Annotated in this window: 19 protein-coding genes and 1 other annotated feature; of the genes, 10 read left to right on the forward strand and 9 right to left on the reverse strand. The window is 47.2% G+C overall.

Annotated features, from left to right (window positions below; translation table 11 throughout):
* Positions 1-2 precede the first annotated feature (2 nt).
* From trpCF to aroF, 5 genes are read right to left on the reverse strand one after another with little or no spacing between them, the layout of a single operon-like run.
* Positions 3-1,370: a bifunctional indole-3-glycerol-phosphate synthase TrpC/phosphoribosylanthranilate isomerase TrpF gene (gene trpCF, locus B5D35_RS13035; protein ID WP_078753002.1), complete on the reverse strand. Its 1,368-nt coding sequence runs from the start codon at positions 1,368-1,370 to the stop codon at positions 3-5.
* Positions 1,370-2,371: an anthranilate phosphoribosyltransferase gene (gene trpD, locus B5D35_RS13040; RefSeq protein WP_078753003.1), complete on the reverse strand. Its 1,002-nt coding sequence runs from the start codon at positions 2,369-2,371 to the stop codon at positions 1,370-1,372. Before trpD ends, trpCF begins: the two co-directional genes overlap by 1 nt.
* A 28-nt stretch (positions 2,372-2,399) precedes the next feature.
* The gene (locus B5D35_RS13045; protein ID WP_078753004.1) at positions 2,400-2,999 is read right to left on the reverse strand and encodes an aminodeoxychorismate/anthranilate synthase component II; all 600 of its coding nucleotides are present in this window, start codon (positions 2,997-2,999) and stop codon (positions 2,400-2,402) included.
* A complete protein-coding gene (locus B5D35_RS13050) occupies positions 2,996-4,579 on the reverse strand; it encodes an anthranilate synthase component 1 (RefSeq protein WP_078753005.1) in 1,584 nt (527 codons plus the stop codon). Before B5D35_RS13050 ends, B5D35_RS13045 begins: the two co-directional genes overlap by 4 nt.
* On the reverse strand, positions 4,576-5,589 hold the full coding sequence (gene aroF / locus B5D35_RS13055; RefSeq protein ID WP_078753006.1) for a 3-deoxy-7-phosphoheptulonate synthase: 1,014 nt from the start codon (positions 5,587-5,589) through the stop codon (positions 4,576-4,578). The genes B5D35_RS13050 and aroF overlap by 4 nt, the downstream gene beginning before the upstream one ends.
* A 67-nt stretch (positions 5,590-5,656) precedes the next feature.
* Positions 5,657-5,750, reverse strand: a sequence feature (Trp leader region).
* Between the two features lie 122 nt (positions 5,751-5,872).
* Between aroF and rnm the strand changes: the two genes are divergently transcribed.
* The 3 genes from rnm to rluB all read left to right on the forward strand — a co-directional run bounded on the left by rnm (position 5,873) and on the right by rluB (position 8,643).
* A complete protein-coding gene (gene rnm, locus B5D35_RS13060; RefSeq protein ID WP_078753007.1) occupies positions 5,873-6,748 on the forward strand; it encodes an RNase RNM in 876 nt (291 codons plus the stop codon).
* Positions 6,745-7,365, forward strand: a complete 621-nt coding sequence (locus tag B5D35_RS13065) for an L-threonylcarbamoyladenylate synthase (RefSeq protein ID WP_078753008.1) — start codon at positions 6,745-6,747, stop codon at positions 7,363-7,365. The genes rnm and B5D35_RS13065 overlap by 4 nt, the downstream gene beginning before the upstream one ends.
* Before the next feature lie 228 nt (positions 7,366-7,593).
* A complete protein-coding gene (gene rluB, locus B5D35_RS13070) occupies positions 7,594-8,643 on the forward strand; it encodes a 23S rRNA pseudouridine(2605) synthase RluB (RefSeq protein ID WP_078753009.1) in 1,050 nt (349 codons plus the stop codon).
* Positions 8,644-8,710: 67 nt separating this feature from the next.
* On the opposite strand, the gene B5D35_RS13075 is transcribed toward rluB, so the two are convergent.
* Positions 8,711-9,451 (reverse strand): YciK family oxidoreductase, encoded by a 741-nt coding sequence (locus tag B5D35_RS13075; RefSeq protein ID WP_078753010.1) that lies wholly within the window; start codon positions 9,449-9,451, stop codon positions 8,711-8,713.
* A 255-nt stretch (positions 9,452-9,706) separates the two neighbouring features.
* On the opposite strand from B5D35_RS13075, the gene sohB reads away from it, so the two are divergent.
* The 3 genes from sohB (at position 9,707) to B5D35_RS13090 (ending at position 13,568) form a co-directional block, all read left to right on the forward strand.
* Positions 9,707-10,765, forward strand: a complete 1,059-nt coding sequence (sohB, locus tag B5D35_RS13080) for a protease SohB (RefSeq protein WP_078753011.1) — start codon at positions 9,707-9,709, stop codon at positions 10,763-10,765.
* Between the two features lie 8 nt (positions 10,766-10,773).
* Positions 10,774-11,184 carry a DUF805 domain-containing protein gene (locus tag B5D35_RS13085; RefSeq protein WP_078753012.1) on the forward strand — a complete coding sequence of 137 codons (411 nt, stop codon included), beginning with the start codon at positions 10,774-10,776 and terminating at the stop codon, positions 11,182-11,184.
* Between the two features lie 356 nt (positions 11,185-11,540).
* A complete protein-coding gene (locus tag B5D35_RS13090; protein WP_078753013.1) occupies positions 11,541-13,568 on the forward strand; it encodes an acyltransferase family protein in 2,028 nt (675 codons plus the stop codon).
* A gap of 48 nt (positions 13,569-13,616) precedes the next feature.
* Here the strand turns inward: B5D35_RS13090 and B5D35_RS13095 are convergent, their stop codons facing one another.
* Positions 13,617-13,862, reverse strand: coding sequence for a YciN family protein (locus B5D35_RS13095; protein ID WP_078753027.1), 246 nt, complete (start codon positions 13,860-13,862; stop codon positions 13,617-13,619).
* Between the two features lie 404 nt (positions 13,863-14,266).
* Between B5D35_RS13095 and topA the strand changes: the two genes are divergently transcribed.
* Both topA and B5D35_RS13105 read left to right on the forward strand, forming a co-directional pair.
* On the forward strand, positions 14,267-16,888 hold the full coding sequence (gene topA, locus B5D35_RS13100; RefSeq protein ID WP_078753014.1) for a type I DNA topoisomerase: 2,622 nt from the start codon (positions 14,267-14,269) through the stop codon (positions 16,886-16,888).
* A 261-nt stretch (positions 16,889-17,149) separates the two neighbouring features.
* Positions 17,150-19,060 (forward strand): methyl-accepting chemotaxis protein, encoded by a 1,911-nt coding sequence (locus B5D35_RS13105; RefSeq protein WP_078753015.1) that lies wholly within the window; start codon positions 17,150-17,152, stop codon positions 19,058-19,060.
* A gap of 120 nt (positions 19,061-19,180) precedes the next feature.
* Here B5D35_RS13105 and B5D35_RS13110 read toward each other — a convergent pair whose 3' ends face one another.
* Entirely contained in the window at positions 19,181-21,220 is a 2,040-nt protein-coding gene (locus B5D35_RS13110; protein WP_332870327.1) for a nitrate reductase, read from the reverse strand.
* Positions 21,132-21,878 carry a molybdopterin-dependent oxidoreductase gene (locus tag B5D35_RS25400; protein WP_332870328.1) on the reverse strand — a complete coding sequence of 249 codons (747 nt, stop codon included), beginning with the start codon at positions 21,876-21,878 and terminating at the stop codon, positions 21,132-21,134. The genes B5D35_RS13110 and B5D35_RS25400 overlap by 89 nt, the downstream gene beginning before the upstream one ends.
* Positions 21,879-22,393: 515 nt before the next feature.
* Here B5D35_RS25400 and cobA point away from each other — a divergent pair.
* Both cobA and nirB read left to right on the forward strand, forming a co-directional pair.
* Positions 22,394-23,170 (forward strand): uroporphyrinogen-III C-methyltransferase, encoded by a 777-nt coding sequence (gene cobA, locus B5D35_RS13115; protein WP_198557026.1) that lies wholly within the window; start codon positions 22,394-22,396, stop codon positions 23,168-23,170.
* Positions 23,171-23,179: 9 nt separating this feature from the next.
* Positions 23,180-25,732 (forward strand): nitrite reductase large subunit NirB, encoded by a 2,553-nt coding sequence (nirB, locus tag B5D35_RS13120; protein ID WP_078753017.1) that lies wholly within the window; start codon positions 23,180-23,182, stop codon positions 25,730-25,732.
* Positions 25,733-25,743: the final 11 nt, after the last annotated feature.

Below are 25,743 nucleotides of genomic sequence, written 5' to 3' on the forward strand. Positions count from 1 at the left end.
CCTTAGTAATCTCTCAGCGCTGTAAACGCAGCGTCCAGTTTTTCTCTGTCTTTGAGACCCGGCATGTCTTCGACACCCGAGTTAAAATCTAATCCGATGCAGCCAAGCTCCGCGGCTTGTTTTGCATTTTCGCTGTTGAGCCCGCCAGCGATCATCAGCGTGTCTTTTCGCGCATCAGGGATCAGCGACCAATCAAATGAAGTGCCAGTGCCGCCACGCTGTTCGCCTACACGGCTATCCAGAAGATTGCGGTCCACATTCTCAAGCAGGGAAGGCGTTTCCGTGCTCACGCCGTGCGCTTTCCATATTTGGGTGTTCTCAGCCAGCTTGCTACGAAGGCTGTCCACATAGTCAGCGGTTTCGTCGCCGTGCAATTGAACGGCATGCAGCCCAAGTTCATTTGCAATCTGAGCGACGTGATCAATCTCGTGGTTTTGGAATACGCCCACGTATTCCAGTGGCGCGCCTTTCATCACTTTTTGCGCAGCTTCTACATCTACATACCGCGGTGATTTTTCGACGAATATCAGGCCACCATAGTTGGCATAGGCTTCGTAAGCGGCTTTAGCATCTTCTGCGCGTGTTAATCCACACACTTTGTTGTCGCCGTAAAGTACGCGTCGAACCGCTTGTTCCACATCGGTTTCTGACATCAATGAACTACCAATCAGAAAGCCATTTGCGTAAGGAGCAAGTTCGCGGATCTGCTGGTGGGTGTAGATACCGGATTCAGAAATGACGATACGATCGTCAGGTAGCTGCGGCGCTAACGCTTTGGTGCGATTTAAGTCGATGCTGAGGTCGCGAAGGTTGCGGTTATTAATACCAACAACTTTGGCGTCCAATGCGATTGCTCGCGCCAGCTCTTCTTCGTTGCTCACTTCTGTCAGCACACCCAGATTCAACGTGTGTGCAACGTCAGCCAGTTCACGGTACTCGTCATCATTTAGTACGGAGAGCATGAGCAAAATCGCGTCTGCTTGATGGTGACGCGCGAGATAGATTTGATAGGTATCGACCATGAAATCTTTACAAAGCACAGGGCAAGGCACTTGACCCCGTACAATTGGCAGGAAGTCAAAGTTACCCTGAAAGTACTTCTCATCAGTCAGGACTGAAATCGCCGCGGCATGTTTGCCGTATACGCTGGCAATGTAATCCAAGTCGAAGTCGTCACGGATCAGGCCTTTTGACGGTGAAGCCTTTTTGCATTCTAAGATGAACTTTGCAGGTTTACTTGAGAGCGCTTGGTAGAAACTTCTATCGCTTGTCACGATGTCGTTAATAAAGCTCTCAAGAGGCTGCGCTGCCTTGCGATCTGCGACCCATACTTTTTTATCCGCAACAATTTTTGCGAGTACCGTTTCCATTAGTTGCTCCGTGATGCTAGCTGCTGAACCAGTTCGAATGGTTTACCACTCTGCATAATGTCCAGTGCTTTTTTCGTATTAGCTTTGAGATCTTCATGCCCAAAGAGGCGAAGCAGAAGTGCAACGTTGACGGCGACTGCCGCTTGTTGTGCATCCGTCCCTTTGCCTTGCAAAATTTGGGTGATGATGGCTTTGTTTTCTTCTGGGTCTCCACCTTTGATGGTGTCCAGTGGGTAGGTTTCTACGCCGAATTCTGCAGGTGTCAGCGTGTATTCATGAATTTGCCCGTCTTTGATTTCTGCCACGGTTGTCTCGCCGTGAATGGCAACTTCATCGAGTCCGCTACCATGTACGACTGCTGCGCGTTTCAACCCAAGGTTCAACATGGTCTCTGCAATAGGGCGGACAAGCGATTTTTCGTACACCCCCATCAGTTCCAAACTCGGTTTGGCGGGATTAATTAGCGGACCCAAGAGATTGAAAATGGTGCGAGTTTTCATGGTTTGACGCACAGGCATCGCATGGCGAACGCCGCTGTGATATTGCGGCGCGAACAGGAAGCAGACACCTAAATCATCTAACGCACTACGCGCAGTTTCTGGGCTCATGGCTAAATCAATGCCGAAGGCTGCAAGCAGATCGGAGGAACCTGATTTGCTCGATACGCCTCGATTACCGTGCTTGGCGACTTTTACGCCACATGCAGCGGCAACAAACGCGGCAGTCGTTGAAATATTAATGGTGTTTGCACCGTCGCCACCTGTTCCGACGATATCAGCAAAATCATAATCGGGTGACGGGAATGGGTTCGCATTTTCAGTCAGTGCAGCCGCAGCCCCTGCGATTTCCTCTGGCGATTCGCCTTTTATTTTCAGTGCAGTCAGTGCTGAAGCCAGCAGGATAGGATCCAATTCTCCTTTGATGATGGTGTCAAACAGCTGTTGGCTTTCGTCCTGAGTCAGAGTCGTCTGGTCGTAAAGTTTGTTGATGATTGCTTCCATAAGTTCTCTCCTATTTCCCTAATGTCCATCAGCGTGTTTGTGTAGCCCAACTGATTGTGTGTGTGAGAAGGTCTGCGCCTTTCGTTGTTAGTATTGATTCGGGATGAAATTGAAAACCGACTACGCGGTCGGCATCGTTCACCACGGCCATGACAAGCCCGTCTACGTCGGCAATCACATCCAGTGATTCCGGCACTTTGGTTGCGACCAAAGAGTGATATCGGGCGATAGTCAGAGGACTTTCGATGTTGCCAAAAACAGGGTGCTGGCTGTGTGTCATCTGCGATGCTTTGCCATGTACGATTTCACCCGCACCAGATACTTCACCGCCATACGCTTCTGTGATGGCTTGTTGGCCGAGGCAAATACCAATCATTGGCACCTTGCCTTTTAGCATTTGGATTAATGCTGGCATACAACCCGCTTCAGAGGGTGCGCCTGGGCCGGGAGAAAGTACAACAACGGGATTAACGAGTTCTTCCACCGCGTTGGCAATTTGTTCGGCAGATAGGCTGTTACGGTAAATCTTGACCGGATAACCCAGAGAGCGAAATTGATCGACCAAGTTGTAGGTGAAGGAATCAAAGTTATCGACTAGCACAATATGTGCATTCAGTGCGTTGCTCATGCTTGTGCCTCCGTGTGTGCTGCTTTGATGGCAGTGATAACCGCTTGTGCTTTACTACGTGTTTCATCGGCTTCTGCTTGTGGGATAGAATCAAATACCACTCCCGCCCCCGCTTGCACTTGTGCGACGCCATCTTCTACGTAGGCAGAACGGATAACGATACAAGTATCCATATCTCCATGACCAGTTAGGTAGCCCACGGCACCACCATAGCTACCGCGACGGCCTTGTTCGAACTGGCGGATAAGCTGCATCGCGCGGATTTTTGGTGCACCAGTCAGGGTGCCCATGTTCATGCATGCTTGATAGGCGTGCAACGCATCCAAGTCATTCCGAAGCTGACCTACAACGCGGGACACTAGGTGCATCACATGGCTGTAGCGGTCTACTTGGAGTAGGTCAGCGACATAACGTGTGCCGGGTTCGCTGATGCGCGCCACGTCGTTACGCGCCAAATCTACCAGCATCATGTGCTCAGCTTTCTCTTTGGTATCGTTACGAAGTTCTAGCTCGATACGGCCGTCCAAATCCAAGTTGATTGAACCGTCTGCATTTTTGCCGCGAGGTCGTGTACCCGCGATCGGGTAGATTTCGACTTGGTTGGTGTCTTTGCCATATTTGAGCGCGCTTTCTGGCGATGCGCCAAACAGCGTGAAATCGGCGTCTTGCATGTAGAACATGTAAGGACTTGGATTCCCTTGCTTGAGTTTCAGGTATGCGTTCAGTGGTGATGGGCAAGGCAAGGTGAACTTTCGGCTAGGAACAACCTGAAAGACATCACCTTTAACGACATAGCTTTTCAGTTCATCAACCGCAGCGCAAAATTCTTCATCACTCACAGACATATTCATTTCACAACTTGCCAGTTTTTGGGCATCTGGCATTTGTGTAGGATGAATGCAGTTTTCTTTGATGTTTTGTAAGCGCCTGCTCAGATCGAAGTAGGCTTCCGTTGTTTCTGCACCACCAAACTGTGTACCTTGCAGTTTGGCTTTACGGCGCTGGTGGTCAATGATAAGCAGTGTTTCTGCAACATAGAACAGGTAATCGGGGCAGCGATTGCTTTGCTCAACACTTGGAAACGGTTCAAATTGTGCCACGAGATCGTAAGCAAACAGTCCACCTATAAAAAGCGCTTCGCTTGGTAATCCATCGAGTCTGAATGCCTGTTGTATCAGTCGCAATGCGTCGAAAGGTGACGGTTCACGCAGGCGGGCGTCCTCATCTTGTGCACGATTTTCTTGAGCAAAATGCAGTGTGAGTAAATCTGTTTTACGCGTTTGCTCAACGACCAAGCCTTGTGCCGTGATTGACGCTTCTACAGCGTCGAGCACATTGCTGCCGTTCTTCGTTTTTGCTTCGAGTTCGACAGTCCTACCGCGGCAAACAATACGTACCGCTGCATCGATCAGCATGAGGCTTTTCAGGTCTTGCTTAGAGTCAATCTCGGCAGATTCGAGCAGTAAGCTATGCGGACGGTCTTTACAAACCGCCGCATACAGTTCTGTCGGTGCTGCGACGTATGGCACATCCAAGTTTAATACGTCGAGTTCGCCTAGCTTTAAAGCGTGGTTTTTCACAGCGTTCTCCCTGCTGCTTCTACAAATGGTTTTAATTCCTGCATCAATTGCGCGAACATCGACCCGGTCAATGCCTGATGACCATCTGACAAAGCTTCGGCGGGGTTGAGGTGGCTTTCTACGATAATGCCGTCAGCACCCACAGCAGCTGCGGCGCGAGACAACGGGATAACCAACTCTCGAACACCGGTGCCATGGCTTGGGTCAACGACCACGGGTAGGTGGCTGCGTTGCTTGATATACGCGACGGCATTGAGGTCGAGTGTATTTCGGGTAGCGGTTTCGTAGGTACGAATACCGCGTTCACACAAAATAATGTTCGGGTTGCCAGCATCATAGATATATTCTGCTGCCAGCAATAACTCCTCGATAGTGGCGGAAAGTCCGCGCTTTAACAAGACCGGTTTTCCGGTTTCACCAACTGCCTTTAACAATCCGTAGTTTTGCATATTGCGTGCGCCAATTTGTAAGCAGTCTATGTATTCACACAGTGAATCTACCTGGCTGACCTCCATGACTTCAGACACGGTGGGCATGCCTGTTGCGTCACTTGCTTTTTTCAACAATTTTAGGCCTTCAACACCCATACCTTGGAAGTCATAAGGACTGGTTCTTGGTTTATAGGCACCACCACGGAGGGCGACGGCGCCGTGACCTTTTACAACATCAGCGACAGACATCAACTGCGCTTCTGACTCAACGGAACAAGGACCTGCAATAACGGCGAATTTATCGCCCCCGACGGCAATATTGCCAATGCGCACTACACTGTCATGCGCTTGGACATCGCGAGAGACCATTTTGTATTTGGTCAGGATAGGTTTCACTTCTTCAACAATCGGGTCGCTGTCTAAATGCAGCTTTTGCAAAACTCGCTCATCTCCCAATGCGCCCAGTACAATACGTTCAACGCCCGGCATAAACAGCGGTTTCAGGCCTGCTTGCTCAATTTTTGCGAGGATAGCTTTTGCCTGTGCTTCGGTTGCTTCTCGTTTTAGTACAATAATCATTGTCAGAATCCTTCTTACGTTCCGCCGCGTTTGTCGTTTTCATCGAAGTGGCGGTCAAAATTTGGGTACAAAAAAACCCGCAGTATGCGGGCTTGGTGAGGTCTTTTTTTTGCTAAAACTCATCACACCGCCCGCTATTGGGAGTGCCACCACCATGCAATCAGTGCTGTTTGTTGAATGAGTTTATGCTGTACCATGAAGACGCAATCCATTTGTGTTCGTAATCATGTACTAGTTAACTGGTGTGTGAGGGTAAAGTCAAGCAACAAATTGAAGAAAATAAATGCTATTTGATTTACATAGCCACACAACGGCGTCTGACGGGCGATTCAGCCCTGAGGACCTGGTAAAGCGTGCTGCTGAATTTCGCGTTGATGTTCTTGCAATCACTGACCATGACTCAGTTGCAGGGCTTGATGCGGCAAGGTTGGCAGTTCTAGAAAACGATCTTCCATTGCACATCATTAATGGCATTGAGATATCGACGGTTTGGGAAAATAAAGACATTCATATTGTTGGGCTCAACATAGATCCTGCCAATGAAGAGCTTGTGTCGCTAATTAAAGCACAAGCATCGCGTCGTGAAATTCGTGCTGGCATGATTGCTGAACGGCTCGAAAAACACCGTATGCCGGGTGCATTGGAAGGGGCTCAAGCCCTTGCAGGTGAAGCGCCAATTACACGTGCTCATTTTGCCCGCTGGATGGTGGAGCAAGGGCATGTGAAAACCATGCAAGCCGTGTTTAAAAAGTATCTGACGCGCGGAAATCCGGGTTATGTGTCACCGAATTGGTGCACCATTGAAGAAGCGGTGGATGTGATTCACAAAGCAGGCGGACAAGCCGTGCTTGCGCACCCAGGACGATATAATCTAACGGCCAAGTGGCTGAAAAGATTACTACAAACCTTCGTGGATGCGAGCGGTGATGGCATGGAGGTGGCGCAGCCACAGCAATCTCCGAATGAACGTCGATTACTCGGTGATTATGCGATTCAATTTGGACTCGCGGGATCGCAAGGATCAGATTTCCATTATCCATCTCCCTGGCTGGAACTAGGGCGTAATTTATACTTGCCTAAAGGCTGCTCGGAAATCTGGGAGCATTGGTTGATTCCGGATCTTGACCGCGGTGCTAAACCTCATGAGGAGGAAGTGTGAGCCAATTTTTTTATGTACATCCAGAAAATCCACAAGCGCGATTGATTAACCAGACGGTTGCTATCATTCGAAATGGCGGTGTGATTGTTTATCCTACTGACTCTGGCTATGCACTGGGTTGTCAATTGGAAAACAAACAAGCATTAGAGCGTATTTGTCGCATTCGCCGCTTGGATGATAAACACAACTTCACGCTCCTGTGTCGTGATTTGTCTGAGTTGTCGCTTTATGCACGTGTTGATAATACGGCGTATCGTTTGATTCGCAATAACACCCCCGGCCCTTACACCTTCATTCTACGTGCAACCAAAGAGGTACCTCGTAGGCTGATGAACCCGAAAAGGAAGACGATCGGGATTCGTGTACCTAACAATCAGATAGCGCTGGATTTACTTGAAGCAATGGGTGAGCCAATGATGTCAACGTCATTGATTTTACCGGGTAATGACTACACAGAATCCGATCCTGAAGCGATTCGCGATCAGCTGGAACACGCTGTTGATTGCATTCTGAACGGTGGTTATCTCGGCGAGCAGCCGACCACAGTCGTTGATATGAGCGAGGATGAGCCTGTCATTCTCCGTCGTGGTACAGGTGACCCTGCTCCGTTCGAATAAGCTTGTTGTTATAGTTGGAATTAAACGTTGCATTTTGCACTGTGCTGTAAGGAAAGATGCAAAGTTTAATTTCCATTGCTGTGGTGTCTTGGCAAAACGAAAACGCTTGGTGAACGGCCCTGTACACTGGCATAATACGCCGTTATCTCAGATTCACTAAAATTTCCGAATCTAGAGCTTTTCTTTCCGACATCGACGCCTGTGAAGGCGACAGTAAGGTATTAGTAAATGAGCGAAAAATTACAGAAGGTGCTAGCCCGTGCAGGTCTAGGTTCTCGTCGTGAGATTGAGAGCATGATCTTGGCTGGTCGAGTTAGCATCAACGGTGCAGTGGCAAAGTTGGGCGATCGTCTTGAAGACCTTAACGCTCACGTGCGTCTTGATGGTCACAGCGTGCAGATTTCTGCACCTTCTGAGCAAGTATGTCGTGTCTTGGCTTACAACAAACCGGAAGGTGAACTGTGTACGCGTAGCGATCCAGAAGGTCGTCGTACCGTCTTTGACCGTCTGCCTCGTTTAAACGGTGCACGCTGGGTTGCCGTGGGTCGCCTGGATGCGAACACGTCAGGTATGCTGTTGTTCACAACTGATGGTGAACTCGCAAACCGTTTGATGCACCCAAGCCGTCAAGTTCAGCGCGAGTATATGGTTCGTGTGTTCGGCGAAGTGAACGAGCAAATGGTTAAAAACCTTGTTCGTGGTGTAGAGCTAGAAGACGGCGAAGCACGCTTTGAAGACGTGCTTTACGCTGGTGGTGAAGGGTCGAACCACACTTTCTACGTTGTAATCACCGAAGGCCGTAACCGTGAAGTTCGCCGCTTGTGGGAATCACAGGGTGTAACCGTTAGCCGACTGAAGCGTGTACGCTATGGCGATATTTACCTGAACAAAGAACTACCACGTGGCGGTTGGATGGAACTGGGTCTGGATGAGGTGAACTACCTACGTGAAATGGTAGAGCTTCGTTCAGAAAAAGAGACCTTTTTGGAAACAGAAACCAAGAAGCACAAATCTCGTAATCAGAAAATCCGTCGTGCAGTTCGTCGTCACGAAGAACGCGTTGAATCAGGTGAAACGCGTAAACCGCGTAACTCACGTCGCGGTGGTACTCAACAAGACAAACCTGCTCACGGTAAGCCTGCTCATGGCAAGCCTGCTCACGGTAAACCTGCGCAAGGTAAACGTGGTAGCGGTGGTCGTCCAGGTAAACCTATGGGTAAGTCATCTGGTCAATCGTCATCTCGCCAGAAGCCACCAAGCAATCGCAAACCGCGTTAATACGCTTTTTGCATTACAAAAAAGCCAGCTGAAATGCTGGCTTTTGTCATTTTAGACGGCAAGTAAACTACTTGGGTTGTGCATCAATACACTGGCCGTTAACGTCCTTACCTTCTGGGGCCATCAGGTAAAGGTAGAGCGGCATAATCTCTAATGGGGTCTTCAGGTTGTTAGCATCTTCAGCAGGGAAGGCTGAGGCTCGCATTTTAGTACGAGTGCCTCCAGGATTAATGGCATTCACTTTGACGGTGGTGTTACTTAATTCATCAGCCAGTACTTGCATCATACCTTCGGTAGCAAATTTGGATATGGCGTATGCTCCCCAGAATGCTCGGCCAGAGTGTCCAACCGTCGACGAAGTGAAAACGATTCGACCATCTTCAGATTTTTGAATTAGAGGCATAATGGCTTGTGTCATCAAGAACGTCGCTTTGACATTGACTTGCATGACGTCGTCGTAAGCCTTTTCTTCAATTTGGTCGAATGGGCTTAACACACCCAGCAACCCTGCATTGTGCAGTACGCCATCTAACTGCCCAAATTGTTGCTCGATGGTGTCCGCCATATCAAGATAGTGCTGGCGCGTTGCGCCTAACATATCCAGAGGGATGATTGCGGGCTGCGCGTATCCTGCAGCTTCAATCTCGTCGTAAACGCTTTCCAGCTTTTTCACTGTACGACCGAGCAATATAACGGTTGCACCGTGTTGAGCGTAACTGAGTGCGGCCTGACGACCAATTCCATCTCCAGCACCGGTCACCAGAATGACTTTACCTGTCAGTGCATTGGCTGCTACTTGATACTCCACGTTACAATATTCCTTTTATCGTCGACATTGCTGTCTGTTCATCTCAACAGCCATCATTGTAAGATGCACTTAATGGCTGAAACAACCAGTCAATGCGAAATTAGCGGGATGAACGGGGTTAATCTTCGGCCATTCAATCCTTTTGAAAACTGCATATTGGCGCAGTTTGGGTATAGAATGGGGAAATTGGCTAAAAGTAAGTGCCTCAGCCGTTTGATGGTCGCTTGGATATAAAAGAAAAACGAGGAACAGAGTTTGGAATTTTTGCTTGATTACGGGTTATTTCTTGCCAAAGTGTTGACGTTTGCAATTGCGGTTATTGTCGTATTGATCATTGTCAAAAGCGCGGGCGGTAAGCAAGGACAAAAAGGTGATCTGGAAATCACCAACTTGACTGAAAATCATAAGGATTTGGTGCATTCGATGGAGTCGCACCTTTATGACGAGGCAGCACTAAAAGCGCGGGACAAAGCGGAAAAGAAAGCGGAAAAAGCCAAGGCCAAAGAAGCCAAAGCTGAGGCGAAGAAAATGACGGATACCGCCTCTTTGGAATCGAGCCGAAAACCGCATGTTTTTGTACTGGATTTTAAGGGCAGTATCGATGCGCGTGAAGTAACGGCATTGCGTGAAGAAGTCACGGCCGTTCTTTCTGTTGCCAAAGAAGGTGATGAAGTGCTGGTGCGTTTAGAAAGTGGCGGCGGTATGGTCCATGCTTATGGCCTTGCGTCTTCCCAGCTAGACCGTATCAAACAAGCGGGTATTCCATTGACTGTTTCCGTCGACAAAGTTGCGGCGAGTGGCGGTTATATGATGGCATGTGTTGCGGATAAAATTATTGCCGCGCCGTTCGCTGTAGTCGGCTCGATTGGCGTAATTGCGCAATTGCCAAACTTCAATAAGCTATTGAAAAAACATGATATTGAGTTTGAGCAACTGACTGCGGGTGAATTTAAACGTACCTTGACCATGTTCGGTGAAAATACCGACAAAGCGCGTGAAAAATTCATGATGGAGTTGGAAGAAACCCATACCTTGTTTAAAGACTTTATCGCTGATCATCGTCCTGCTCTTGAGCTGGAAAAAGTCGCAACGGGAGAGCACTGGTTTGGAAATCAGGCACTGCCATTGGGCCTGATTGATAGCATTGGCACCAGCGATGATTACTTGGTGTCTGCGGTAAAAGAAAAAGACGTTCTGGGCGTGAAATACGTACAGCGCAAAAAGCTGGCAGAAAAACTGGCTGGCGCTTCAGCTGATGCGTTTGATCGTGTTTTGCTGAAATGGATCAGCCGCGGCCAGCGACCAATAGTTTAGGAGTGTAGATGAATCAACTGAAAGTACTGTTTACCCTTCGTGGACGCATACGTAGGCGAGATTGGTGGCTATATCAAATACCGTTACTAATCCTATGTATTCCTGCTGCGTATGAGCTGATAAACGGTGTGTCATACGGCATCATCAGTCCGATTGGGCAATATGCCGCGTTTTTTGGGTCACTAGCCCTTAGTATCAAAAGGATACAAGATAGGGATCTAAACTTGTACTGGGCGCTAATTCTCGTCGTTCCTATTATTGGAATGGTATTTTCGCTCGTTGAGCTAGGCCTGAAAGACGGCACGCCAGGACCAAATCGTTATGGCCCCGATCCTAAAGGTCGTGGTGGAAATGACCAAGATGGCAACGGTCCTTCACAAGTCAAAAAAGAAAAAGACACCGCGATATTTGAAGGTTAATCTGATTTTTTGATAAACTGACTGTGTCGGCCTGAACAAGGAAATATGTTCAGGCCGACTTTTTGTGTTTATTGGTTGCAGTCTCTTTTTTAAAGGGGCGAGATACCAATTGGAGCTCTATAGCGGCTTAGGCGTAGAGTAGTATTTAGTGATTCTAGCTGTCGCGGTCAAAAGATCGTGGAGACATCACTACAAGGAAAAGCGTTAACTCATCTCTCAGAGTCTGTATTTAACTTGCAGACATGAACCTTGATAAGTCATTGCAACAGTAGTTTTTGATGTGGTTGTTGTGCGGGTATAGCTTAAACAACATTAACTAAAAGAATCGAAAGATAAGATCAAGGTTAAGTATATTAATGGCTAATATTAAATATCGTCCGGATATCGATGGTCTCCGAGCTATAGCTGTTTTATTAGTGATCACTTTTCACTTCAATAAAGATATATTACCCAGTGGTTTTATTGGTGTTGATATTTTCTTCGTAATATCGGGGTTTATTATCACATCCGCGATATTTCCTCAGATGATATCGGGTGATTTTACTTTTTCAAGTTTCTATGAAAAGCGCATAAAACGGATTCTTCCTCTTTTCTATCTAGTGGCCATTTTAAGTCTTGTCTTAGCATATATTCTATTTGCGCCAAATGATTTCTCATCGTTTGCGGACAGTTTAAGGTATTCGTCAGTTTTTATTTCGAATATTTACTTTGAAAAAAGTACTGGCTATTTTGCGCCTTCCTCTGAAACCATGCCGCTCCTGCATATTTGGTCTTTGTCTGTTGAAGAGCAATTCTACTTTATATGGCCAATTGTACTGTTGGTTTGTGTCCGCTATTTACCAAAAAAATCGGCTTCAAGTATGCTGATTTTGAGTATGGTGGCGCTGGTTGGTTTATCGCAATTCCTTGCTTTAACTGAACCTTCACAAGCTTATTTCCTTATTCAAGGTAGAGCGTTTGAGATGTTGATGGGGGCATCGTTGGCACTCGCCATTTTCAAAGCTCGTGAAAAGAGACTAGTGTTGCCTAATAAAGTCTATGTGTTGACTGGGGCTGCTGGTACGCTGTTTTTGGTGCTTTCCTTAGTTTACCTTGATAAAAGTAAAATCTTCCCCGGACTAAATGCTGCGATTGTTTGCTTTGGAGCAGTATTACTGATTTTTTCAGGAGATAAGAAAGACTCGCCAACATCCAAATTTCTATCATTGCCTATACTGGTATGGATAGGTAGGTTGTCATATTCGCTATACTTGTGGCACTGGCCCGTTCAGGCATTTTATCGTTATTACGAGCCGGAATTTGGTATTAAAGGTTTTGTTATTTGCTCGGCACTAACATTAGGCCTTTCTTTACTTAGCTATAAACTGGTTGAAAACCCAGCTCGTTATTTTAGCGTTAAGAAAAAATATGTATTTATTGGTTACTTTCTCATTCCCGTCGTCGCGCTAGTGTTGATTGCCAAAAATATTGAAAAACACGAGGGCTATCCGAATCGATTCAGCAAAGAAGCAATGGCGTTATATTATGACTCTGTTTCAAATATTGATAGCGAAAAGCAGTCTAGAAAACAATTAGAAGCCTATGAACCCTTTTTCCCTATGTTATTGGGCGACCAAACTAAATCCTCGCCATCAGTGTTTTTATGGGGAGATTCGCATGCACAGCATTTCCAACCATTCGTTGATGAGCTGGGGAAAAAATACCATTTTGGTGCACTATATGCGGGTGCAGGCGGTTGTCCTCCCATTGCTGAAGGTGGCAGAGTTCGTTATGGCGAGTTGGAAGACCACTGTTACAAGACGAATGAGCGTGCGTTGGAAAGGATTCTTGATTCAGATGCTAAGGTTGTTTTTTTAGGTGGACGTTGGGCGACTTACACGGAAACTACGTTGGCTAAAAATGAAGAAGGTAGAAGTATCTATCTAGGCGATGAGCAGGACAGAACAGAGTCACTGGCCAACAATCGTCGCGTCTTTGATAAAGGATTAGAAGAAACGATTTCGAAATTGATTTCACATGGTAAAACACCAGTGATTTTTGGTCAGGTTCCTTCTTACTCATTTAAACCAAGCAATTGCCTAGTGAAAAAAGCGAATTATCACTGGATGGCAAAAAGCAGCTGTGATGAAAATGAAGAACCGTTTAAAGAAAGGTATCGCTACTTCAATGACATGCTTAACAGCCTGAAGAAGAAATATCCTCAGCTGGTCATCATCGATATCCCAGATCTTTTGTGCAAAGATAACAAGTGCGTGAGTTCAATCGATGGGAAGCCCATTTACAAAGACAACAACCATATCAACGCGGTTGGTTCGAGAAAAATCTATGAAGCGTACATGGCGTCTAGTGACTCAGATAGGCTGAAAGCACTATTCGCTAGCTAAATCAAAAGGCCTTGCTTTGACAAAGAAGCAATAGCCTTTACTATGTTGTTAGCTCAGCGTGTACTGCTTGGAAAGCTGATGAGCAAGATACTTAAACATGTTGAATACTGCTGTTGTTTTTGGCGTCGGAAGTCCGTTTTCGTCTAAAAAGTATTCACCTTTAAAAACCATCACGCCGGCTTTTTCTTCGACTGAGCTTGCGTGCATACCTTCTAGGTATTCTTCGTGATCACGGATCATCTCGTTGGCGATGACTAGCAGTGCTTCTGCGCTGATTTGGGCTTTCTGTGACATAACTATCTCGAATGCTTTGGGACGAAAAGCGCGAGTATACCCCTTTGAAAGAAAATGGGCACGCGACACGTAAATTGTTGAATTCGTCACCTTTGGCGTGGCTTTGTGTGAGCCAAGCCAGAAAAATTTGAAGACAAATGGCATATTGCTGTTGGTCAATGGTAATGATTAGCGCGCTTGCCAAACTGAGACTACGCTATGCCTCCGTAAGGGCAAGAATACGGTTTACAGAATTTTTACAACTGTAGAAGCAGCAATCAATCAGGGTAAATAATAAAGAAACTGGTTGATATTCAGATCGAGTCGCTCAATATTAAAAAAAGCGTCAGTAGCGTGCCATCTAGGTTTTGCATGCGATTTGAACTATTAAATGAATTTTTTAACGCGAGGGCGTGTTGGTCACTATGGGTAAATCTCTCGTTATCGTGGAGTCCCCGGCAAAGGCAAAAACGATTAATAAGTATCTGGGCAAAGACTTCATCGTTAAATCGAGCGTAGGTCATGTTCGAGATCTGCCTACCGGTGCCGCTCAAGGCGGCAAGAAAGCAGCGCCTGTATCAACCAAAGGGTTGAGCACGGAAGAGAAAGAGCGCATTAAAAAAGATAAAGAGAAAAACGCGCTTATCAACAAAATGGGCGTTGATCCTTATCGCGACTGGAAAGCAAATTATCAGGTGTTGCCTGGTAAAGAGAAAGTCGTTGCTGAACTGAAAGCATTGGCGGAGAAAGCGGATTACGTTTATCTCGCAACGGATTTGGACCGCGAGGGGGAGGCAATAGCCTGGCACCTGCGGGAAATTATCGGTGGCGACGAGAACCGCTTTAAACGCGTGGTGTTTAACGAAATTACCAAAAACGCAATCCAACAGGCATTCCAAGCGCCTGGTGAATTGAATATGGACGGCGTAAATGCGCAGCAAGCACGTCGCTTCCTCGATCGTGTTGTTGGTTTCATGGTGTCGCCGCTACTTTGGAAGAAAGTCGCACGTGGTTTGTCTGCTGGTCGCGTTCAGTCTGTCGCAGTAAAACTGCTGGTAGAGCGTGAGCACGAAATCAACGCGTTTATCCCGCAAGAGTATTGGGATATTCACGCAGATACGACAACGGCAAGTGAAAACGTACTTCGCCTTGTGGTGGCGCAGCAAAACCGTGAAGCGTTTAAACCGCTTAATGAAGCGCAAGCGATGGCGGCAACGGACACGTTGAAAAAAGCAACGTACAAAGTTGTTGATCGCGAAGACCGTCCGACAAGCAGTAAGCCGTCTGCACCTTTCATTACGTCAACGCTGCAGCAAGCAGCGAGCACCCGTATGGGCTTTGGCGTGAAGAAAACCATGATGCTGGCACAACGCCTGTACGAAGCGGGTTACATCACCTACATGCGTACAGACTCAACCAATTTGAGCAAAGAAGCGGTTGAAAATGCGCGTAGCTTCATTGGTAGCGAATACGGAGAGAATTACTTACCTGCTTCGGCAATCGTGTATGGCTCAAAAGGTAATGCGCAAGAAGCGCACGAAGCGATTCGTCCTTCTAGCCTCGATGTCAAAGCTGATGATCTGCAAGGTATGGATCCTGATGCGCACCGCCTTTACGATCTCATTTGGCGTCAATTCGTGTCTTGCCAGATGGTGCCAGCAAAATATGACTCAAGCACTATCACGGTTGAAGCAAGCGAATTTACGCTGAAAGCGAAAGGACGTACGCTGCGTTTTGACGGTTGGACTCGTGTACAGCGTCCAATGGGTAAAAATGAAGACACAACGCTCCCACACGTCGATGTGGGCGAGATCTTGTCATTAGATAAGGTTGACCCTAAGCAGCACTTCACTAAGCCGCCAGCGCGCTTTACAGAAGCTGCATTGGTTAAAGAGCTTGAGAAACGTGGCATTGGTCGTCCGTCTACCTATGCGGCAATCATTTCAACGATTCAAGATCGTGGTTATGTACGTGTTGAACAACGTCGTTTCTATGCCGAAAAAATGGGTGAGATTGTCACAGACCGTTTGGATGACAGCTTTGCCGATTTAATGGACTACGACTTTACTGCGCGTATGGAAGGTCAACTCGACCAAATCGCGATGGGCAGTGAAGACTGGAAGAAAGTGCTGAATAACTTCTTCAAAGCCTTTACCGATGATTTAGGTAAGGCTGAGTTGGATGAAGTTGAAGGTGGTATGAAGCCTAACAGCATTGTTCTAACGGATATCGATTGTCCGACCTGTGGTCGTAAGATGGGTATTCGTACCGCGTCTACAGGCGTATTCCTCGGCTGTTCAGGTTACGCATTGCCGCCAAAAGAGCGCTGCAAGACAACCATTAATCTGATGGACGAAGAAGGCATTGTTAACGTTCTTGAAGAAGACGTTGAAACAGCGGCACTTCGTGCGAAGAAGCGTTGTCCTAAGTGTGAAACCGCCATGGACGCGTACCTGATTGACCAGTCTCGTAAACTGCATGTGTGTGGTAATAACCCAAGCTGTGACGGTTACCTGGTTGAGAAGGGCGAATACAAGCTGAAGGGCTATGAAGGTCCGCTTGTTGAGTGTGATAAGTGTGGTTCTGATATGGTTCTTAAAAACGGCCGTTTCGGTAAGTACATGGATTGCACCAGCGAGACGTGTAAGAACACGCGTAAGATTTTGAAAAACGGTGAAGTAGCACCGCCAAAAAAAGATCCTGTGCACCTTCCTGAGTTGCCATGTGAAAACTCTGATGCGTACTTTGTACTTCGTGATGGCGCATCAGGTTTGTTCTTGGCTGCTAGCAACTTCCCGAAATCGCGTGAAACGCGTGCCCCGTTGGTTGAAGAGCTAGCGCGTTTCAAAGATCGTTTGCACGACAAGTTCAAGTACCTTGCAGACGCACCTTCGGAAGATCCTGATGGTCGTAAAGCCGTGGTTCGCTTTAGCCGTAAGAGCAAAGAAAACTACGTGCGTACCGAGGAAGATGGAAAGCCATCCGGTTGGACGGGCTTGTACATCGACGGTAAATGGGAAGTTACTGACAAGCGTAAGAAAAAATAACAGTATGTTTAGCATGAAAAAGCAGCCGTGATGGCTGCTTTTTTTTCATCTTCGTGCACACAAATTGAGTCAATTTACGAATAAATTTCATAATTCTGCGACCAATACGATATTTAGTCGTCGCGCAACAACTGCGTTTCCTAAATTTTAAACTTGCAACAGAGATTCAAATCTCATCACAATAATTATGTATTCTCTATAAAAATTAGCACTTTGACTTTATATAGTGGCTTCCTAGGTAGCTGTTATATGGAGAGGGTCATGCTATCTCGTTTTAAAATCAGTACTCGCATTGTTTCGGGTATATGTGCATTGTTAATCATTCTGACGGGGTCGGTGCTCGCCGTTGTCTTAACAGAATTTTCTCAGCTGATAAAAGAAGGTGAACGTCGCGAGCTAGAAAAGCTTTATTCAGCCGCTATTTCAGAAATTGGGTCGTCTGCCCATTTGGCCGTTGCATTGTCGACCGTAGTGGCAAACATGCCTGATGTACAACAAACGTTTGCAGACGGCGATCGAGACAAACTCTACCAAATAAGTCAGCACGTTTTTTCACCGTTAAAGCAATCCTTTTCTGTTGAACAATTCCAGTTTCATACGCCACCGGCGACGTCCTTTTTACGTGTTCATCAGCCAACGAAATTCGGTGACGACTTGTCTGGTTTCAGAGAAACGGTTGTTCAAACCAACATTAAGAAAGCTAACATTCAAGGGCTGGAAAATGGAGTTGCTGGTCTCGGTATTCGAGGTGTTTCTCCCGTTTTTTATCAGAACGACCACATTGGCTCGATAGAGTTTGGGATGTCATTTGGTCAACCGTTCTTTGAGCGATTTCAAAAAAGACATAACGCGCGAATTGCGCTAATCCTGCCAGGGCCTGGTGGTTTCAAATCCTTTGGTGGTACGTTTCGCACGCCTCAGTTAAATGATGTGTCTTTGCTTTCAAAGGTAATGGCGGGTGAGGCGTTTGAATCTGTTGTTGATCTCGAAAGTACTCCCCATGCGCTGTATATGAAGGCCGTTGAGGATTTTTCAGGAAAACGTCTTGGCGTCTTAGCGATTGCGATGGATAGAACGCATTCAGAGGCGAGTTTGAATGAGATCTCATTTGAACTGACAATGCTGGCAGTTATTGGGTTGGTCATCGGAACCATAGTCGCGTTTATCATTGCTCGCGGTATTACGAAGCCTATCGTTTCTACGACGCGCGCCATGCAGGATATTGCCCAAGGTGAAGGGGATTTAACACAGCGCATCGAGGTAACCAGTAACGATGAAATCGGTGAACTGTCCGGTGCCTTTAATCAGTTTGCTCAAAAAATACACGTGACCATGCAGCAAGTCCTTGATGCAACCAACACCTTGGCGACGTCTGCAGAGGAAATGTCGAGTATCACCAATGCCAGTCGGTCAAGTGCCGCGCAACAGCAAGGTGAGACCGAACAAGTTGCAACAGCAATGAATGAGATGACCGCCACGGTACAAGAGGTTGCTCAACATGCAACGCTTGCCGCAGATGCAGCGGAACGTGCGAATCAATCTACAGATGCGGGAAGTAACGTGGTAGAACGCGTTATTTCAATGATTGATAATCTGGAAAGTGAGATCCGAGAAACATCGGTTACGATCAATCACCTTGAGCGCGACAGCCAAACCATAGGCACTGTGCTTGAGGTGATTCGGAATATCGCAGATCAAACGAACCTGTTGGCATTAAATGCGGCAATTGAAGCAGCGCGAGCGGGAGAGCAAGGCAGGGGCTTCGCCGTTGTTGCTGATGAAGTACGCACGCTAGCAAGCCGTACACAATCTTCGACTACCGAGATCCAGCGAATCATCGAAGATCTCCAGAAACAGGCACAAGCCGCGGTTGAAGTGATGACGAGAAGCCAAACCACAACAGATGGCTGTGTTGTGGAAGTGAGGAGTGCGGGTGACGCGCTGAATGAAATTCGCAGTGCGGTCTCTGCAATTACGGATATGAATATCCAGATAGCAAGTGCCGCAAATGAGCAATATTCCGTTTCTCAAGAGATTAACCGAAACGTCAACAACATCAACGATGTGGTTGCGCAAGGTACAGAAAGCGCAGCGCAAATTGCTTATGCTGGCGATGAGTTGGCGCAACTTTCAAGTCGACTCCTCAAACTCGTGGGTCAATTTAAGCTCTAACCTACATTGGAAATAAGCACTTAGCGTGTCGATCGGTCTAGAACCAAGGGTGACAAGCGACGTACATCAAAACGCCCAATGATGGTCATTGGGCGTTTTCATCTTCTCACTTTCTTGCGGCTACCCCCCGATACAATCATCTTTAAAAGGGGTGTCGATAAGCAGTTGGTTAACGCAGCGCCCTACTTCGGACACACAGTTTCCACATCCTGTTCCTGCTTGTGTCATCTCACAGATCTTTTCTACTGAACATGCACCCTCTTCAAGGAAGGCGATCTCAATATCTTCCTGCTTCACTTGTTTACAGGTACAGATGGTCGGTGAGCGTACGGACAATTCACCGGACAGAAAAGCATGAATGTCTACATCATCAAAAGAGGAAGCGAGTAGCTGAGCAATATCAGGCTGGCAGGCAGCGAATTGCGCATCGAACAGGACATACGCAGCGTTAGGTTTTTTGTTTGTGTAAATAATGCCAGAGCGGCTCTTGGTATTCGATGACAATAGAGATGAATGATTGGAACCGAATAGCTGTGGAGCTAGATCATTGAGTAAGTTTACGGGTACCGCCTCGAAGTACAGATGATAAACATACCCTCCATCCACTGTTTGTTTTACCCAATGAATAGGCTTAAGACGATTCAGCGTTTGCGTTGATTGTGGGTTCACGGTTGCAAGCAGCATGCTGAAAGGCGTTTTTATGGCTTGAAGGTTGATGGCAGCGGCTTTGAATTCGGGCTGACCGGAAATGGGATCAATTTTTGGTGCAATGAGTGTGTTTGGTTTGCCACCGTTACTGTGTGTCTCGCTCCAATGGATGGGGACGAAACATTGACCAATCGATACGTCTGTCGAAATTCTTGCTTTGAAAATTTGCTGACCAGAACGACTGGTTATTTGCACTAATTGCCCGTCAGCTATGTGATGACTTTTCGCGTCATCAGGATGAACCAAAACATACGGTTCGATATCGAGGGCGTTAAGCGATGCTGACAGGCCTGTTCGGGTCATCGTGTGCCACTGGTCCCTCAATCGTCCAGTAAGAAGGCGCATGTTGAATGTTGACGTCTGTTTGTCCGCAAGGGATTGATGAGCGACGGGGACAAAGCATGCTCTGCTGTCTGACGTCGAAAATTGCCCGTTTGAAAATATCCTTTCTTTGACCTCATGATCCAGAGTGTGAGGCCATTGAATAGGGGCTAAATGTTGATACTCTTCGTTAGACAATTCGCCAAACGCTTCGAGGTTCAGCTTGCGTTTTGTCGGCTCTCCCTGCTTATTGCCAAGTGCAGTTTGGGCAACATACTCGTTAAAAATATCCACTTCGGAACGGTAGGTGAAAGCGCGGTCAAACCCCATTCGTTTGGCTACTTCACAGACAATCCACCAATCGGGCATTCCTTGTCCGGGGGTGGGTAATAGGCGACGCTGGCGGGAGATCCGTCGCTCTGAGTTCGTCACGGTCCCTGATTTCTCACTCCAGCCTTGTGCAGGCAGTTTTACGTTTGCAAACTGCATGGTGTCTGTATGTTCCATACAATCTGATACAACAACGAGCGGGCAGTTGTCCAAAATGGTACGGATTCTTTTGCTGTCAGGCAGTGATACAACCGGATTGGTCGCCATAATCCAGACGGCTTTAATATCGCCTCTTTCAATTGCATCAAACATATCAACGGCTTTTAAACCGGGTTTTGTCGCTACCTGAGGACTGTCCCAAAATGTTTTTAGAAGATCGGTATGTGCATCATTGCCAAATTCAAGGTGTGCGGCCAGTGTATTTGCTAACCCTCCAACTTCACGTCCACCCATTGCGTTGGGTTGGCCTGTAATCGAAAATGGGGTGCTCCCAGGTTGGCCAATTCGTCCTGTGGCCAAATGGCAATTGAGGATACTGTTTACTTTGTCGGTGCCACAGACTGACTGATTCACGCCTTGAGAGAAAACGGTCACTGTCTTTTGAGTGGCATTGAACCATTGATAAAACGTTTCAATGTCTTCTATTTCTAGCCCTGTTTCTGCCGCGATGGATGAGATCGAAGAAAAACACTCGGCAGCGGAAAGCGCTTTTTCAATGCCATTTGTATGTGCGTCGACATAAGCATGGTTCACGGCGTTGACACTGGGAAAGATAAGCAAGAAGCCCGTTGAACAGTGCAATGTCACTCCCTGGAGAGAGAGGAAGATGCAAATCGGCAATATCGCATGATGCCGTCTTGCGAGGGTCAATAACAACGACTTTGGTTCCTTTTTTCTGCTTGGCTGCATTTAGCCGCTGATACAGAACGGGGTGGCACCACGCTAAGTTCGAACCCACCAATACAACCAGATCGGCGATTTCTAAATCTTCATAGTTACCGGGAACACAGTCTTCACCAAAGGCCCGTTTGTGACCAGCCACAGACGATGCCATACACAGTCTAGAGTTCGTGTCGATGTTTGCGCTGCCAATAAATCCTTTCATCAGCTTATTCACGACATAGTAGTCTTCGGTCAGTAGTTGGCCCGAGACATAAAACGCCACTGCATCAGCACCGTGCTGCTCAATGATTTTATTAAACGATGAGGCAACATGAGACAGTGCGTGGTTCCAACCACATTCCATCCCATCAACTTGTGGGTGAAGTAATCGATCTTCCACAGTGACGGTGTCACCTAAAGCGAGCCCTTTCGAGCATAAACGGCCGAAATTCGCAGGGTGTTCTTCATCGCCCCGAATGTCGAGTCGGCCCGAACTGTTGGGTTTTCCCTCTATGCCACAGCCAACACCGCAATAGGCACAGGTCGATTTTATCCATTCTGATTTTTTCTTGAGCATGATAATTCGGACCCTGCAAATAAATAATTGAACTTCCTCGATAGATAAGAAATAGCAACTAATACGCCAAGTTGGGAATTAAAATCTAAATATAGAAAAAAGTTGGCTATTCTTGATTTAATTCTGACAGTTATGGTGATAAATGGACGCGTTGAATCGTTTATTTAGAACGGTGTGTGGTGAGTAATATTAATTGTTTGGAACCTTTTGGTGCGTGAATTACCTCTGTTGCACCTTTTAAGTGCATTACATGTCTGTGTACTTATTTTGGCGATACCTTGTTGTCTTTTACTGAACGTTTAAGTTCACCGAAAACATAGCGTTAGTGCTTACGCCAGCCTTTGTGATTATTTCTTGGCATCTAATTTGCCTGTTACCAATATCACTGAGTGCTGAATGTGCTTTTCAGAAAAAGGAATAGGGGAAGAATAGCCATGGATCATTCCTTAGAAAATTCGCCGTTGTTTGGGACCGATTGTTGTCGTCAGCAAGTCTCTACATTGCCGACAGGCACCATGAAAAAAGCAGGACGTGTATCGTTAGTCGGTGCAGGTCCTGGAGACCCAGACCTCTTAACGCTGAAAGCCCTGAAAACCATTCAACAGGCAGATGTCATCGTTTACGACCGTTTAGTCAGCAAAGACATCGTTGCCCTGTTCCCTCCTACTACTGAACAAATCTATGTCGGAAAAGCAAAGGGGCTTCACAGTGTGCCTCAGGCCGATATTAATCAAACGTTAGTCACGTTAGCGCGCGTTGGAAAGACCATTTGCCGAGTAAAAGGAGGTGATGGTTTTATCTTTGGTCGCGGCGGGGAAGAAATGCTCGAACTCCGACAGGCGGGTATCAGTGTGGAGATTGTGCCCGGGATCACCGCGGCATCTGGCTGCACCAGTTATGCCGGCATCCCGCTGACACACAGAGGGCTATCTCAAGGGTGCACGCTGGTGACGGCGCATGCTGAAAAAGAACTCGCGTTAAATTGGAAAGCACTGGCGTCACTTAATCACACATTGGTCTTCTACATGGGCCTTTCAAAACTACAAATGATCACTCAGCAATTGCTGCTGGGTGGGATATCACCGTCAATGCCTGTGGCCGTGATAGAAAAAGGGTGCACGTCAGAACAGCGCTTATTCACCGCTGAGATTTCCACCATACAGGAAGAAATTACGGATAAAGGTGTTCAATCACCCTCATTGATTGTGGTTGGTGAGGTGGTGTCACTTGCGAACGAACTGGAGTGGTTTGTTGCGCAGTCACAAGAACAGTTTGAAAAGCTATCAGCTTAGGGATGAATAATGGATAAGAAACGTATTGTTGTTGTTGGAAATGGCATGGTAGGGCACAGATTCATTGATGAATTGTGTGACCGAATTACGGACGGCAGCGTCGAAATTACCACGTTTTCAGAAGAGCCAAGACTTGCCTACGACCGTGTTCAACTCAGTAGCTTTTTTAGTGGAAATACTGCTGATGATCTCATGCTAACCAGTAACGAGGCCTATGACGACAAAGGCGTACACTACTTTCTTAATGAGAAGGTAATCGCCATTCAACGTGAAAATAAATGCGTTGTCACAGATAAAGGCCGCGAAGTTTTTTATGACAAACTAGTGTTGGCAACGGGCTCTTATCCTTTTGTCCCGCCGATTGATGGTAACGATCAGTCGCATTGCCATGTATACCGCACCATTGAAGATTTGGAAGCCATTGAAGCGTCGGGTAAAGAGAGCAAATCTGGTGTGGTTATTGGTGGTGGCCTACTCGGGCTTGAGGCTGCTAATGCGTTAAAGCAAATGGGCGTGGATACTCACGTCGTCGAGTTTGCGCCTCGCTTGATGGCGGTACAACTCGATGACGGCGGGGGTACCTTGCTTCGTGAGAAGATCGAATCGCTTGGCGTTAAGGTGCATACCGAGAAAGCGACGACGTCAATCATTACTGGTGATGAATGTCGCTACAGGTTGACCTTTGCCGATGGTACTTCACTTGAAACTGACCTCGTGGTGTTCTCTGCGGGTATTCGTCCGCAAGACAGCCTCGCTAAGTCACATGGATTAGACGTTGGCGAGCGAGGCGGCATTGTCATCAATGATACGTGCCAAACCAATGATGAAGACATCTACGCTGTTGGCGAATGTGCGCTCTGGGAAGGTCGCATTTTTGGATTGGTTGCGCCGGGCTACCAAATGGCCAAAGTGGCGGTTTCGCACATTTGCGGTGAAGAGGCTGCGTTTAAAGGCGTGGATATGAGCACCAAGCTCAAGCTGCTAGGGGTTGATGTGGCGAGCCTTGGTGATGCGCAGGGAAATACGCCCGGTGCGCAGTTTTATACGTTTTCAGACGGTATTGAGCAGGTTTATAAACGAATCATAGTGTCTGAAGACGGCAAGAAGTTGTTGGGCGCTGTGTTAGTTGGGGACACTGAAAGCTATTCAAGCCTTCTCCAAACTTTGCTTAATGATCTTCCGTTACCAGAGTATCCCTCGGTGTTATTACTGTCTGACGGTGCCGCAGATTCCGATTCAGGGGCAGCAGGACTGGCAAATCTACCTGATGAGGCACTGATTTGTTCATGCTACGACGTGACCAAAGGCGACATTAAAGCCGCCGTTGCAGCTGGATGCTCGACAATGGCTGACCTGAAATCGGACACGAAAGCTTCTACGGGGTGTGGTGGCTGTTCGGCACTTGCCAAGCAAGTCATGGATACCGAGCTGGCTGCGTTAGGACACGAAGTTAATAACGATCTTTGCGAACATTTTCAGTATACCCGTCAAGAGTTGGTAGACATTGTCCGTATCACCAAAGTAAAAACCTTTGATGCGCTGTTAGAAAGCCACGGAAAAGGACTGGGCTGCGACATATGTAAACCCGCTATCGGCTCTATTCTTGCGTCTTTCTGGAACGATTACGTGCTGAAAGAAGAACATATTGGCTTGCAAGATACGAATGACATCTACCTTGGGAATATGCAAAAAGACGGCACTTATTCCGTGGTTCCGCGTGTAGCTGGGGGCGAAATCACGCCTGATAAACTGATTGTTCTCGGTCAGGTCGCGAAGCAGTACGATTTTTACACCAAAATCACAGGCGGTCAGCGTATTGATTTATTCGGTGCGCAACTGCACGAGCTTCCCGAGATATGGCGCATTCTTGTTGATGCAGGGTTTGAAACGGGCCATGCCTACGGTAAATCCGTACGAACCGTAAAATCCTGTGTGGGCTCGACGTGGTGCCGCTACGGTGTTGACGACAGTGTCGGATTCGCCATTGATGTTGAAGACCGATATAAGGGTCTCCGTTCGCCGCACAAACTCAAGTTTGCTGTATCTGGGTGTACACGTGAATGTGCCGAAGCCCAGTCAAAAGACATCGGCATTATCGCAACAGAAAATGGCTGGAACCTTTATGTTTGTGGTAACGGCGGCATGCGCCCACGTCACGCGGACCTCTTTGCTTCGGATTTAGATCGTGAAACGCTCATCAAATACATCGACAGAATCTTGATGTTCTACATCCGCACGGCGGACAGGCTACAGCGCACCTCTGTCTGGCTGGAGAACCTAGAAGGTGGACTCGACTACCTCAAGCAGGTGGTCATTGAAGACAAACTTTCAATCGGGGAAGAGCTTGAAAGAGAGATGGCAACCAGCCTTGGTAACTACCAATGTGAATGGAAAACCACGATTGAATCACCAGAAAAACTTAAGCGTTTCCGTCACTACATCAATAGCGAATTAGCTGACGATAACTTGAAGTATCAAACCGTGCGTGGTCAGCGAATTCCCGCTGTCGTGGAGGTTTCATCGACACCTGAGCGCATCGATATCGTGACGGTAGAAAATTAAGGAGCAACAAA

It is taken from the genome of Enterovibrio nigricans DSM 22720 (genome assembly GCF_900167155.1).
Classification (GTDB): domain Bacteria; phylum Pseudomonadota; class Gammaproteobacteria; order Enterobacterales; family Vibrionaceae; genus Enterovibrio; species Enterovibrio nigricans.

Excerpts from the sequence above, each read along its gene's own strand:
- trpCF (WP_078753002.1), bottom strand. The coding sequence starts at position 1,370 with ATGGAAACGGTACTCGCAAAAATTGTTGCGGATAAAAAAGTATGGGTC.
- trpD (WP_078753003.1), bottom strand. The coding sequence starts at position 2,371 with ATGGAAGCAATCATCAACAAACTTTACGACCAGACGACTCTGACTCAG.
- B5D35_RS13045 (WP_078753004.1), bottom strand. The coding sequence starts at position 2,999 with ATGAGCAACGCACTGAATGCACATATTGTGCTAGTCGATAACTTTGAT.
- aroF (WP_078753006.1), bottom strand. The coding sequence starts at position 5,589 with ATGATTATTGTACTAAAACGAGAAGCAACCGAAGCACAGGCAAAAGCT.
- rnm (WP_078753007.1), top strand. The coding sequence starts at position 5,873 with ATGCTATTTGATTTACATAGCCACACAACGGCGTCTGACGGGCGATTC.
- rluB (WP_078753009.1), top strand. The coding sequence starts at position 7,594 with ATGAGCGAAAAATTACAGAAGGTGCTAGCCCGTGCAGGTCTAGGTTCT.
- B5D35_RS13085 (WP_078753012.1), top strand. The coding sequence starts at position 10,774 with ATGAATCAACTGAAAGTACTGTTTACCCTTCGTGGACGCATACGTAGG.
- B5D35_RS13090 (WP_078753013.1), top strand. The coding sequence starts at position 11,541 with ATGGCTAATATTAAATATCGTCCGGATATCGATGGTCTCCGAGCTATA.
- B5D35_RS13095 (WP_078753027.1), bottom strand. The coding sequence starts at position 13,862 with ATGTCACAGAAAGCCCAAATCAGCGCAGAAGCACTGCTAGTCATCGCC.
- topA (WP_078753014.1), top strand. The coding sequence starts at position 14,267 with ATGGGTAAATCTCTCGTTATCGTGGAGTCCCCGGCAAAGGCAAAAACG.
- B5D35_RS13105 (WP_078753015.1), top strand. The coding sequence starts at position 17,150 with ATGCTATCTCGTTTTAAAATCAGTACTCGCATTGTTTCGGGTATATGT.
- B5D35_RS25400 (WP_332870328.1), bottom strand. The coding sequence starts at position 21,878 with ATGCTCAAGAAAAAATCAGAATGGATAAAATCGACCTGTGCCTATTGC.
- cobA (WP_198557026.1), top strand. The coding sequence starts at position 22,394 with ATGAAAAAAGCAGGACGTGTATCGTTAGTCGGTGCAGGTCCTGGAGAC.
- nirB (WP_078753017.1), top strand. The coding sequence starts at position 23,180 with ATGGATAAGAAACGTATTGTTGTTGTTGGAAATGGCATGGTAGGGCAC.